9 protein-coding genes are annotated in these 12669 nt (G+C 35.3%); 3 read left to right on the forward strand and 6 right to left on the reverse strand.

Annotated features, from left to right (window positions below; genetic code table 11):
- The first annotated feature begins 74 nt into the window (after positions 1 to 74).
- Together H0I26_RS05080 and H0I26_RS05085 are read left to right on the forward strand one after the other, a co-directional pair.
- Positions 75 to 4046 (forward strand): thrombospondin type 3 repeat-containing protein, encoded by a 3972-nt coding sequence (locus H0I26_RS05080; RefSeq protein ID WP_218701299.1) that lies wholly within the window; start codon positions 75 to 77, stop codon positions 4044 to 4046.
- A 7-nt stretch (positions 4047 to 4053) separates the two neighbouring features.
- Entirely contained in the window at positions 4054 to 4758 is a 705-nt protein-coding gene (locus H0I26_RS05085; protein WP_218701300.1) for a hypothetical protein, read from the forward strand.
- A 40-nt stretch (positions 4759 to 4798) separates the two neighbouring features.
- Here H0I26_RS05085 and dxs read toward each other — a convergent pair whose 3' ends face one another.
- The 3 genes from dxs to H0I26_RS05100 form a co-directional block, all read right to left on the reverse strand.
- Positions 4799 to 6571, reverse strand: a complete 1773-nt coding sequence (gene dxs / locus H0I26_RS05090) for a 1-deoxy-D-xylulose-5-phosphate synthase (protein WP_218701301.1) — start codon at positions 6569 to 6571, stop codon at positions 4799 to 4801.
- A 19-nt stretch (positions 6572 to 6590) separates the two neighbouring features.
- Positions 6591 to 7589, reverse strand: coding sequence for an energy transducer TonB (locus H0I26_RS05095; RefSeq protein ID WP_218701302.1), 999 nt, complete (start codon positions 7587 to 7589; stop codon positions 6591 to 6593).
- Between the two features lie 126 nt (positions 7590 to 7715).
- A complete protein-coding gene (locus tag H0I26_RS05100; protein ID WP_218701303.1) occupies positions 7716 to 8045 on the reverse strand; it encodes a hypothetical protein in 330 nt (109 codons plus the stop codon).
- Positions 8046 to 8108: 63 nt separating this feature from the next.
- Between H0I26_RS05100 and H0I26_RS05105 the strand changes: the two genes are divergently transcribed.
- Positions 8109 to 8558, forward strand: coding sequence for a nucleoside deaminase (locus tag H0I26_RS05105; RefSeq protein ID WP_218701304.1), 450 nt, complete (start codon positions 8109 to 8111; stop codon positions 8556 to 8558).
- Between the two features lie 138 nt (positions 8559 to 8696).
- Here the strand turns inward: H0I26_RS05105 and H0I26_RS05110 are convergent, their stop codons facing one another.
- From H0I26_RS05110 to aspS, 3 genes are all read right to left on the reverse strand, one after another.
- A complete protein-coding gene (locus H0I26_RS05110; protein ID WP_218701305.1) occupies positions 8697 to 8936 on the reverse strand; it encodes a hypothetical protein in 240 nt (79 codons plus the stop codon).
- Between the two features lie 44 nt (positions 8937 to 8980).
- Positions 8981 to 10771 (reverse strand): chloride channel protein, encoded by a 1791-nt coding sequence (locus H0I26_RS05115; RefSeq protein WP_218701306.1) that lies wholly within the window; start codon positions 10769 to 10771, stop codon positions 8981 to 8983.
- 127 nt (positions 10772 to 10898) lie between these two features.
- Positions 10899 to 12647 (reverse strand): aspartate--tRNA ligase, encoded by a 1749-nt coding sequence (gene aspS / locus H0I26_RS05120; RefSeq protein WP_218701307.1) that lies wholly within the window; start codon positions 12645 to 12647, stop codon positions 10899 to 10901.
- Positions 12648 to 12669: the final 22 nt, after the last annotated feature.

A 12669-nucleotide genomic window follows, 5' to 3' on the forward strand; every position in this document is an offset into this window, starting at 1 on the left:
AAATGAATTTTTAACAATAGAACTCTTAAAATTATATTAAAAACCACTATTTTTAATGTCTTAAAAAACATTAAATGAAAAAGAAAATTACTATCCTAATGTTATGTGTTTTAGGTTGTGTTGCTTTATTTACTTTATCTAGGAAGGATGATATTGAAATAACAGGACAGACAGAGACTAGAAACATACACAAACAAAACTTAGAAAACAGTCCGTTTAAAGATGTTCTTAAATTAAGTAAGCCTGAAAGAAGAGCTGCAGGCCTTACGCCTAATAAGTATTACGAACAAGAATGGGAGTTGACAATGAATCCTGTTTTAGGAAGACCCACCGCAGAAAATTTAAAACAAATTAAAGCTGACCAACAATTAAAGCGACAAACTTTTTTAACATCTGGTAGAGCGCCTGGTGATGGTGTTGATACCGATTGGTTAGAAAGGGGGCCAAATAATGTAGGAGGAAGAACAAGAGCTATAATGTTTGATCCTAACGATACAACTAACGAAACGCTTTTTGCAGGAGGAGTTAGTGGTGGTTTATGGAAAAATACAAATATTTCAAATGAAGATTCAAGTTGGATTAGAGTTGATATTGCAGGAAATTTAGCAGTTAGTTGTATTACTTATGATCCAAATAACACTAATATATTTTATTTAGGTACAGGAGAATCATATGTTTCAGGAGACGTTAATGGTGATGGTGTATGGAAGTCGGAAGATGCAGGAGTGTCTTGGACTAAAGTGTTTGGAGGCGTATCTGGTCCAACAACTTTTGAATCCGCTTCAAACATTACAATAAATTCACCTGCTAGTATCGCAGGAGATTTTTTGTCCTACCCAACAGTAGCTTTTGGTACAGAGACATTAGCAATATTAACTGGAGACTTAATTTTGGCGAATGATACCTCACTTGGTGATCCAGTTTTAGGATGTACCACCTTTGGAGGAGATGCTACAGGTAAAATAGCTGTAATTAGAAGAGGGGATTGTAACTTTGATGATAAAGTGAGATTTGCAGAAGATGCTGGTGCAATTGGAGTAATAATGATGAATAATGTTTCAGGAACACCTATTCCAATGGGTGGAGATGATGCAACAATTACAATACCATCCGTAATGATTTCTAAAGAGGATGGTGATTTACTTGAGGCAGCAATTTTATCAGGAGTAGCTAATGGGGCTTTGAATCCATCTACAGATACTTTTACTGGTAATTTAGTGCCAGGAATTCAATTTGTCAATGATATAAAGGTAAGAGATAATGCTGGGGTTTCAGAAGTGTTTGTAGCTGCAGGAGATAGTTTTTACAGCTCAGCAAATGCAACAACTTATTTGACAGGGCCTGAATTTGGATTATATAAATCTACTGATGAAGGAGTTAACTGGAGCGAGTTAAGTTTACCATTAACAGTAGATGGTAATAAACATTGTCCTAATGATATTGAAATTGGAGTGGATAATAAGCTATGGGTGTCTACAATTAATAGTACTATTTTTGGTGATGGAGGAGGAGAAGTATTGAGCTCTACAGATGGTAATACTTTTGCTATGAGTCATACTGTTGCTAATGCTTCTAGAACACAGATCGCTGTTTCTCAGTCTGACCCAGGTGTTCTTTATGTATTGGCTCAAGGTACTGGTACGGATCCTGTTATCATGGAGAAGACTGTTGATGGTTTTGTTAATACAACTTCAATGAGTCTTCCTGACGATGCCGATGCAGGTATCGATTCTAATGATTTTACAAGAGGTCAAGCCTATTATGATTTAATGTTAGAAGTCGATCCAAATAACGATCAAATCGTTTATGCTGGGGGTATTGATTTATTTAAATCTATAGATGCAGGAGTATCTTGGGGGCAATTCACACATTGGTATGGCGGTTTTGGTTATCAAGAGGTACATGCTGATCAACACGCAATGACTTTTGCTAATGGTTCATCAACAATAATGGCGTTTGGTAATGATGGAGGTGTGTATTACTCTGGTAATGCGAGTGCTCTTACAGAAAGTAGAAATAAGGATTTTAATACGTCTCAATTTTATACTGTTGGTGTAGCACCAACTACTGCATTTACAGGAGATTATTTTGCAGGTGGACTACAAGATAATGGAACACAATTATTTGAAAATGCTAATACAAGTCAAGCAGATGCTTCGGAGGAAGCCTATGGAGGAGATGGTGCTTATACCTTTTTTGATCAAGATGGAACAGATCAATATTTTGTAAGAAACTATGTTTATAATTCGGGCGTGAATGTCTATAACTTTGCAACAAATACAAACGTTGTTATTAATAATGAAATGGAGTCTAATGGTGCTTTTATTAATCCGCAAGCGCTAGATTCGAACTTAGATATTTTGTATTCTAATTATTCGTCAGGTGCAGACAATATTATTAGACGATACTCTGGGATTAAATCTCAAGGGACTTTAGAAGCAATAAGTTTAACAGATCCAGAGATGGACTCTACACCTACAGCATTTACAGTTTCTCCTTATACAACATCAGCTTCCACGCTTTTAGTTGGGACCGTTTTAGGAGATATATTTCTTGTAGAAAATGCAGATGGTGCAACACCAACGTTTACGGAGTTAGATTTGAGTAATGTTATTGTCGGTAGTATTTCTGATTTAGAATTTGGTGCATCTGAAGATGAAATATTTTTGACCATTCACAATTATGGTGTGCAAAGTATTTGGTATACTAATAATGGTGGTGCTGTTTGGCAAGAAAAAGAAGGGGATTTACCAGATATGCCAGTTAAAGCTATTTTACAAAACCCATTAAATACAAACGAAGTTATTGTAGGAACAGATTTAGGTGTTTGGTCTACTAATAATTTTGCAGATGCTAGTCCAAACTGGAGTCAAGCTTTTAATGGAATGACAAATGTTAAAGTAACAGATTTAGATTTACGAGATGATAACATGGTTTTTGCAGCAACTTATGGTCGCGGTATTTTCTCTGGAGAATTTGTACAGGATAGCAATGGGGATGAAGATGGTGATGGTGTATTAAATGGTGTAGATAATTGTGTTTATACGGCTAATACTGATCAAGCTGATGCAGACGGTGATGGTGTTGGGGATGTTTGTCAAGACACAGATAGTGATGGTGTTTTGGATAGTGAAGATAATTGTGTCAATACAGCTAATGCTGATCAAGCTGATGCAGATGGAAATGGTGTGGGAGATGTGTGTCAAGATGATGATGGTGATGGTGTGTTTGCAGATGTAGATAATTGTTTAGACATTGCTAATCCAGGCCAAGAAGACGTAAATGGTAATGGGATTGGAGATACTTGTGACACAAGTTATGCAAATGCAGATAATATTTCTTTAGAAATTATTTCAGAAACGTGTCAAGATCAAGACAATGGAATGGTAATCGTTCGTGTTAACGAAACTTTCGTAACGTATATTGCTACTGTTGTTGGTAATGGAGTGAATTTGTCAGAGGAATTTACGACAAGTTCATTCACTTTTGAAAATCTTGCAGTAGGTTCTTATACTGTTTGCGTAACAGTGGATGGTACAACTTATGAACAATGTTTTGAAATTAATATTGAAGAAGCAGATGTTATTGATTTACAAATTGTCAATAACAATAATGATTCTGGTATTACTTATATAGAAGTTAGTAGAGGTACCGCACCTTATACAGTTGTTTTTAACGGTGAAGTAGTACAAATTACTAGTACTCCTAATTTTGAATTAGAACTTATTGGTTCTGGTGAATTAGAAATTAAAACAGCAAAAGCTTGTGAGGGAACTTTTAAAACAGCAATTGAAAATACGTTTAATATAATAGCAAGTCCAAACCCAGTAATTAATAATCTTAAAATTACCTTACCAAACTCTGTTATTCAGTCAGAAATAGGAGTTCATGTTTTTGATGTCAATGGTAGATTGGTAATTGATAAAAATTATGTGAGAGGTGGAGCGAATTTCATTGAAGTGCCTTTTTCGAATTTAAATAAAGGAATTTATTTTATTAAATTAGATGTGGATACTTCAGAGGTTTTTAAAATTATAAAAAAATAAAAAAAAGATGAATAAGTTAATAAAAGTAATACCTATAGTATTATCCGCATTAGTGTTTGTGGCTTGTGGCGGAAGTGATGATGGAGGCGGTGAGGCTGCTCCTGTCCCTAATACAGCGCCAACAGCTGTATCAAACTTAGTTTACCCTAGTTCAGATTTATTATGTATCGAGACTACTATTTTATTTGAGTGGTCTGCTGCTACCGACGTTGATAATGATGTCGTAAATTATAGATTGACAGTAGCGCGAGATAGAAATCAAACTGATATTGTTGAGCAGATAACAACGACTAGTACGACAAAGGGAATAACGTTAGATTCGGCAACAGCTTATTATTGGAATGTCGTTGCGTTTGATGGCGAAGATGAAGCGGAAGCATCGCCAACCCTGGCCTTTTATACGGAGGGAGCAGGAGTTGTAAATTATGCGCCATTTGCGGCCTCTATAAATGCACCAGCATTAGATGTTTTTTTAGATTCAGGACTAACTACATTAGATTGGACTGGGAGTGATGTTGATACTAGTGATACGTTAACATACGATTTGTTTTTTGGAGAGACTGCTGATCCTGTTTTAGTGCAATCAGGTCTAACAACCTCTACCTTTGATGTTACAACAGTAGCTGCTACAACATATTATTGGAGAGTAGATACAACAGATGATAGTGATGTAAAAAGTATTGGACAAGTTTGGTCGTTTAGCACAAACTAAGAACATGTTAAGTTATAAATATAAATGGCAGACTAATTTTTTAGTCTGTCATTTTTTTTAGAAATAAACCCAAACTTATTGGGTCTAACCCCATAGATTCCTGTAACTCTAGGACAGTACCATGTTCTATAAATTGATCCGAAATACCTTTTCTAATCAACTTATTCTTATAGTTGTGTGTCGCTGAAAATTCAGCAATAGCACTACCAAAACCACCAATAATTGAAGCGTCTTCAATGGTGATTATAGTATCATGAGATTTAAAGACCTCATGAAGCATTGCTATGTCCAAAGGCTTTATAAAACGTAGGTCATAGTGTGAGAAAGCAGTCATGTCTTCCAATAAATCAAAAGCTTCCGTTATATTTTTAGCAATACTTCCTATAGATACTATTGCGATTTTAGTTCCTTTTTTAAGACGTTGACCTTTTCCTATTTCAATTTTAGAAAATGGTTGCTGCCAATCTAAAGTTGTACCACGTCCTCTAGGATATCTAATAGCGATAGGATGTTTTAATCCCAATTGTGCAGTATACATAATGTTTCGTAGCTCAATTTCATTTCTGGGAGCAAACAAGATGAGGTTTGGTATGCATCGTAAATAAGCGATGTCGTAAACACCATGATGTGTTGCGCCATCTTCTCCTACTAAACCGGCGCGATCTAAACAGAATATAACAGGCAGGTTTTGTAAAGCAACGTCATGTATAACTTGGTCGTAAGCACGTTGTAAAAAGGTGGAGTAGATATTGCAAAAAGGAATCATGCCTTGAGTGGCTAATCCAGCAGCAAAAGTAACCGCATGTTGTTCTGCAATACCGACATCAAAAGCACGCTCAGGCATTTGCTCCATCATATATTTTAAAGAACTACCTGTCGGCATGGCAGGAGTAATTCCAATAATTTTTTCGTTTTGTTTTGCTAACTCAACGATGGTGTGCCCAAAAACATCTTGATATTTAGGCGGTTGTTTTATGTCTGATTTTGGGTTTAGTTCCCCTGTGTCTTTATTAAATTTTCCAGGCGCATGGTAAGTAACTTGATTTTCTTCTGCTTGACGTAACCCTTTGCCTTTAGTTGTAATAACGTGCAGGAATTTTGGTCCTTTAACCTTTTTTAGTCGTTCAAGTTCTGAAATTAAAAGCGGTAAATCATGACCATCTATTGGTCCAGAATAATCAAAATTTAAAGCTTCAAAAATATTATCTTGCTTTTCTGTGCCTTTTTTTACATTAGTCAAATATTGTTTTAATGCACCAACACTTGGGTCAATACCAATAGCATTGTCGTTTAAAATAACTAAAAGGTTGGCATCTGTAACTCCTGCGTGATTTAAGCCTTCAAAAGCCATTCCGCTAGCAATAGAGGCATCTCCAATTACTGCAATATGTTGTGTGTCAAAATCGCCTTTTAAATTAGAAGCAATTGCCATACCTAAAGCTGCCGAAATAGAGGTAGAGGAGTGACCAACACCAAAAGTGTCAAACGGACTCTCTGATCTGTTAGGAAAACCACTTAGGCCTCCAATTTGTCTATTGCTTTCAAAATTATCGCGTCTACCGGTTAATATTTTATGCCCATAGGCTTGATGTCCAACGTCCCAAACGAGTTGGTCCTTTGGTGTGTTGAATACATAATGTAAAGCAATAGTTAATTCGATTACGCCAAGACTAGCACCTAAATGCCCTTCTTTAGTGGCGACGATATTGATAATGAAATCGCGTAACTGTTTAGCAATAACAGGCAAGTCGTCTTGTTTTAATAAGCGAAGTTGTTCTGGAGAATCAATGGTATGTAAGAGTTTGTTTTGCACTTAGCAAAAATACAAGATTTTATTCTTCTTCTGTATTAATTATTATGGGTAAAGCATATAGTGAAGCAACGGTTTGACCATCTTTTTTAGCAGGAATAAGTTTTGGTAGTTTTTGTATTACTCGAGCTGCTTCTAAGTCTAGAGATTTATGATGAGATTTGATCTTAATTATTTTTATTTCTCCATTTTTTTGAATTTCGAAATTTACATAAATGCGCTGCTTTCCTTTTAGTTCAAGATTAACCTTTGATGGTTTGATAAAATTGGTGTTTACAAATTGATTTAATTCTGATTCAAAACGTTTTCTACCATCTTCTTTTGATAGTGTATCCAGTGTTTCTTGAAATGCAGGGTATTGGTCAACATTGACTAAAGTGTAGGCTTTAGTAGTGGTGTGATCTATAATTGATATCTCTCCTTCAATATCTAAAGCGTGGGCTTCAGTTTTTGTTGAGTCTATTTTTACTGGGTAGGGAGGACTTACTAGTTCTCCAGTAGTTACCATATTGGCAATCATGACACCAGTAATAGGATGACGTGGTGTAGGAAGAATTGTTGCTGGTTTTAATATTTTCTTCTGACCACTAGTGCTATCTGTTTTTTTGGGAGGGGCTAAATCTCCTATTATATCAATAACTCTATTGTTTAAAGTGTCTACAACTTCAATACTATCAATCTTTTGTGGTGTTCCGTTTTTTGAAGAACAACTAAAAAGAGATGTTCCCATGATTATCAAAGTAGCTAAAAAGAAAGATTTATAAACACTATGTTTTTGATGAATTAGACTAAGTGGGATTCTTAAATTTATGGAATCCAATTGTGTTTGCTTAATATGCCCACAAATACGTTGGTCTTTGTTTTCTTGTAAAAAATCTTGAATTTGATAGCTGTCCATTTTAGTGAAATCGACAACCGTTTTGTTGCAAGATCCGCAAAAACGCCCTTTATCCTGCGTTGTCATAGTATCCCAACGCTCATGACAAGGTTTTGGTATTTTAATTGAATAATAGTTGGCCATCGTATCGGTTTTATTGATAGCATCAAAAGTCTTGCCGAATTGGTTGTAAGTAAGCGTTTTATAATAAAAAAAGGAAACTATTTGTAAAAAAATAATTTCCTTTAAAGATATTTTGTAGTCTGAAATTTACTCCATTCCCATAGCTTTTGCCACCTCTGGGCAAGAAACTGTAACTAAACCTTTCATTTTTTCTCCGAATGCTTTTTTTTCTTCAGCAGTCATTGCGTCTTCTTTCTTTTTCATTTCTCCATCTGGGTCGATACACTTTTGGAATTCTTCCATTGCTTTTGTGTATGCCGCGATATCCATTGAAGCAGGGTCTTCTTTCATTTTTTTTGTTAATTCAGCAATATCAGATGAACAGTCGCAAAAACGTTTTGCTGTTTCTTCTTCAGGTGTACCTGCGCAAGACATAATAGTTACTGCTATTCCTGCTAATAATAATTTGATTTTCATTTATTTGAAATTTAAGTTGGAATCAAATATATGATTTTCTTAATTAGTTGTAAGTTTGAAATTATGATAAATCCATTCGACGATACTTATTTTATGAAAAAAGCACTTCAGGAAGCGGAAGAAGCTTTTGATAAAGGCGAAATTCCGGTAGGTGCTGTAATTGTTATTAAAGACCGTATTATTGCTAGAGCGCATAATTTAACCGAGCTTTTAAATGATGTGACTGCACATGCCGAAATGCAAGCGATTACTGCTGCTGCTAATTTTTTAGGTGGTAAATATTTAAAAGATTGTACATTATATGTGACTTTAGAGCCTTGTCAAATGTGTGCTGGTGCTTTGTATTGGAGTCAGATTTCTAAAATTGTATATGGGGCAAGAGATGACGATCGAGGTTGTATTGCATTAAATACTAAACTACATCCTAAAACTAAAATGGAAGGTGGTGTCCTGGCAGAAGAAGCGTCAGCATTATTAAAACGTTTTTTTATCCAAAAACGAAACTTGAATTAGGAGACTGTTTTTTAGCATAGTGCATTAGGGATAGTAACGACATCCTTTTTGTTTTATAAAAAAAAACAAAAAGATACAGTGGATAGCGCGACGCTTTGTAGCGTTTTGCGGAAAAGAGTAATGCCCAAATGACTTGAATTATAGTTTACGTTTGTCGCCTTCTTTTTTACGCATGTCCTCTATTTTTTCTTTTGTTAAAATGTATTCATTAGCATCTCTATCTTTCCACCTGTGGTAAGTGAATAATGGAATAACCACAAAAAACAAACCTAGCACACCAAAACCTATTAATTTTTGTGCATAATCTACATTTAACCAATAGCCACAAATAATACTAGTAACTGAAGCGATAAAAGCAAGCGCGATAAGGTATTTCATTTTGATATGTTTTGTTTAGCAAATTTTAAAGTGCTAAATATTTTTTAAGATTTTGTAAAATTAATTAATTGTCGCCTGTAAGCGGTTAATAATTTAGATTTTGATATAAACCCAACATACTTTCCGTTTTGTACAACCGGTAAATTCCAAGCACTACTATCTTGAAATTTTTTCATGATATCTACCATTTTATCATGTTCTAGGTCAATTATTTCTGGCGGGTTTTGCATGACGTCCATGGCAAGAACTTCTTTATATAACGTTTGATCGAACATTATTGGACGAATATCATCTAATAAGATGATCCCTTTTAATGTTTTAAACTCTTCGTCAATGACAGGGAATATGTTTCGACTAGATTTCACAACTGCTTTATGTACAATTTGTCCTAAATCCATGGTTTGATAAATGGGAACAAAATTAGTCTCGATAACTTTATCAATATCCATTAAAGTTAGTACGGCGTGGTCTTTGTCATGTGTGATAAGTTCTCCTCTACGTCCTAATTCCATGGTATATACAGAATGCGAGTTGAAATATTTTGTGATACTAAATGAAATAGTAGCGGTTAACATTAACGGAATAAACAATTCGTATCCGCCTGTTACTTCTGCTATCAAGAAAATGGCTGTTAATGGAGCGTGTAATACCCCAGCCATTAATCCTGCCATTCCTACTAATGTAAAATTACTTTCTGAAACTTGATTTTTAAAGAAACCTATGTTGTTTATTATTTTTGCAATACAGTTTCCCATAATACTTCCCATAAATAGTGTCGGTGCAAAAATACCTCCAACACCTCCTGCGCCAAATGTAAGGGCGCTAGCAATAATTTTAAAAAAGACTAAGCCTGCTAATAATGCGATAACGACCCAAATGTTTGTAAGGTCCATTTGTAGGAAGTTGTTTTCTAGAGCTTTTTCCGGGTTTCCGGCAATTAGGTTGTTAATGACAGCAAAACCTTCTCCATATAAGGGCGGTATAAAATATACTAGAATTCCGATGCAAGATCCGCCAACTACTATTTTTTTGAAAGGTGAATTTAATCGGTCGAATAATTTTTGAATCCGTTCATAAATTTCTGTAAAATAGATAGAAGTTATTGCTGAACAAATACCTAAAACGGCATAGAAGGGGACATCTGAAATAGTAAACTTATCTTCTATTCTAAAAGGCAATAGTACATCACCTCCAAGAAAAAAGTAAGAGGTTAAAATAGCCGATAAAGACGCTAATAAAAGTGGCAGCATGGAGGCGATAGTTAAGTCTAAACTAAAGACCTCAATCGCGAAAATTATTGCTGCAATAGGGGCTTTAAATATGGAGGACAATGCACCTGCTGCTGCACAACCAATTAATAAACTTCTGGTTGTTTGGTTCATGTGAAACATTCGGGCAATGTTTGAGCTAATTGCAGCACCTGTTGCAACCGATGGGCCTTCTAACCCGACTGAGCCTCCAAAACCTATAGTAATGGGAGCTGTTAGAATCGAACCAAACATTTGATAACGTTTCATAATCCCTTTTCGTTTTGAAATAGAAAAAAGTGTCGAAGGAATCCCGTGACTTACTTTGCCTTTAACGACATATTTTATGACCAGATGCACAAGGGTAAATCCTACAATGGGAAATAAAAAATAAAATGCAGTATGATAGTATTTAACTAATCTACCTTCTAATAAATGTTGTATAAAATGCGTGAGATTTTTTAATACAACAGCGCCAATACCAGAAGTGAAACCAACCAGTATGCTAAGCATATATACAAATTGTCTTTGTGATATATGCTTAGCTCTCCAGATTAAAATACGTTTTAATATAGTATGTTTTGGCATACCCCAAAATTAGTCAAATCTATAGTATGTTTTATATTATTGTAAGGATTGTTTTAAGTCTTTTCCTAAATAAAAAATCCCACATTAAGTGGGGTTTTTTTATAAACAGTAAACTTGAAGGTACAAACTACAAATCAAGCTTTAAATTTAATTCTTTTAATTGCGCCTCGTCAATTGGAGCAGGGGCGTCAATCATGACGTCTCTACCAGAATTGTTTTTTGGGAACGCAATAAAATCTCTAATCGTTTCTTGACCTCCTAAAATAGAGACTAATCTATCAAGACCAAAAGCTAAACCACCATGTGGCGGTGCGCCATATTCAAAAGCATCCATTAAAAATCCAAATTGAGCTTTAGCTTCAGCTTCACTAAATCCTAAATGTTTAAGCATGATCGCTTGTGTCGCTTTATCGTGTATACGTATTGATCCACCACCAATTTCATTTCCGTTAAGGACTAAATCGTATGCATTTGCTTTTACTTCTCCCGGGTTAGTGTCTAATAATTCTATTTGACCTGGTTTAGGTGATGTAAATGGGTGGTGCATAGCGTGGTAATGCCCCGTTTCTTCATCCAGTTCTAATAAAGGGAAGTCAATGACCCATAATGGAGCAAATACTTTAGGATCACGTAAGCCTAAGCGTGTTGCTAATTCCATACGTAAAGCACTTAATTGTGCACGTACTTTATTAGTGTCTCCAGATAGCACACAGACTAAATCTCCTGCTTTTGCGCCAGTTTTTTCTGCCCATTTAGCTAAATCCTCTTGGTCGAAAAATTTATCTACAGATGATTTGAATGTCCCATCCTCGTTTACACGACAATAAATCATACCTAAAGCACCAACTTGTGGACGCTTTACCCAATCAATTAATTTATCTATTTCTTTACGGGTGTATGCGTTTCCGCCAGGAACAGCAATACCAACGACTAATTCTGCCGAGTTGAATACGCTAAATTCTTTGTGTTGTGCAACGTCATTTAATTCGCCAAACTCCATTCCAAATCTAATATCTGGTTTGTCGTTTCCGTATAAACGCATCGCATCGTCGTATAACATACGTGGGAATTTGTCAACTTCTACACCATTAACCTCTTTAAGTAAGTGGCGCGTCAGGTTTTCAAAAACGTTTAAAATATCTTCTTGCTCTACAAACGCCATTTCGCAGTCAATTTGCGTAAATTCTGGTTGTCTGTCTGCGCGTAAATCTTCGTCTCTAAAACATTTTACAATCTGGAAGTATTTGTCCATTCCACCAACCATAAGCAATTGCTTAAAAGTTTGAGGAGATTGTGGCAACGCGTAAAATTCACCTTCATTCATTCTAGAAGGTACTACAAAATCTCTAGCGCCTTCTGGAGTCGATTTGATTAAGTATGGTGTTTCAACTTCAATAAAGGCATTGTTTGACAAAAAGTTTCTGACTTCTTGCGTTACTTTAGCTCTAAAAATTAAGTTGTTTTTTACAGGATTACGTCTAATATCAAGGTAACGATATTTCATTCTAATATCTTCCCCACCATCGGTTTTGTCTTCGATAGTAAAAGGAGGAAGTAAAGATTCATTTAAAATAGTTAATTCTTTTACTAAAACTTCAATCTCACCTGTTGGGATATTTTTGTTTTTAGATTCACGTTCTATAACGGTACCTTTAATTTGAATAACAAATTCGCGACCAAGCTTTTGTGCTTGTTCTAGTATGACTTTAGATGTACGTTCCTCATCAAAAATAAGTTGCGTGATTCCGTAACGATCGCGAAGATCGACCCAAATCATAAATCCTTTGTCTCTTGATTTTTGAACCCAACCTGAAAGGGTTACTTCTGTATTTATATGTGATGCTGTTAACTCACCACAGTTGTGACTTCTGTACATAGTTATTTATTAGAAATGCAAA

The sequence above is a fragment of the Olleya sp. HaHaR_3_96 genome, assembly GCF_019278545.1.
In the GTDB taxonomy this organism is placed as follows: domain Bacteria; phylum Bacteroidota; class Bacteroidia; order Flavobacteriales; family Flavobacteriaceae; genus Olleya.

Bases quoted from the DNA above. Each gene is read 5' to 3' on its own strand.
- H0I26_RS05100 (WP_218701303.1), bottom strand. From the start codon at position 8,045: ATGAAAATCAAATTATTATTAGCAGGAATAGCAGTAACTATTATGTCT.
- aspS (WP_218701307.1), bottom strand. From the start codon at position 12,647: ATGTACAGAAGTCACAACTGTGGTGAGTTAACAGCATCACATATAAAT.
- H0I26_RS05095 (WP_218701302.1), bottom strand. From the start codon at position 7,589: ATGGCCAACTATTATTCAATTAAAATACCAAAACCTTGTCATGAGCGT.
- H0I26_RS05080 (WP_218701299.1), top strand. From the start codon at position 75: ATGAAAAAGAAAATTACTATCCTAATGTTATGTGTTTTAGGTTGTGTT.
- H0I26_RS05110 (WP_218701305.1), bottom strand. From the start codon at position 8,936: ATGAAATACCTTATCGCGCTTGCTTTTATCGCTTCAGTTACTAGTATT.
- H0I26_RS05085 (WP_218701300.1), top strand. From the start codon at position 4,054: ATGAATAAGTTAATAAAAGTAATACCTATAGTATTATCCGCATTAGTG.
- H0I26_RS05115 (WP_218701306.1), bottom strand. From the start codon at position 10,771: ATGCCAAAACATACTATATTAAAACGTATTTTAATCTGGAGAGCTAAG.
- H0I26_RS05105 (WP_218701304.1), top strand. From the start codon at position 8,109: ATGATAAATCCATTCGACGATACTTATTTTATGAAAAAAGCACTTCAG.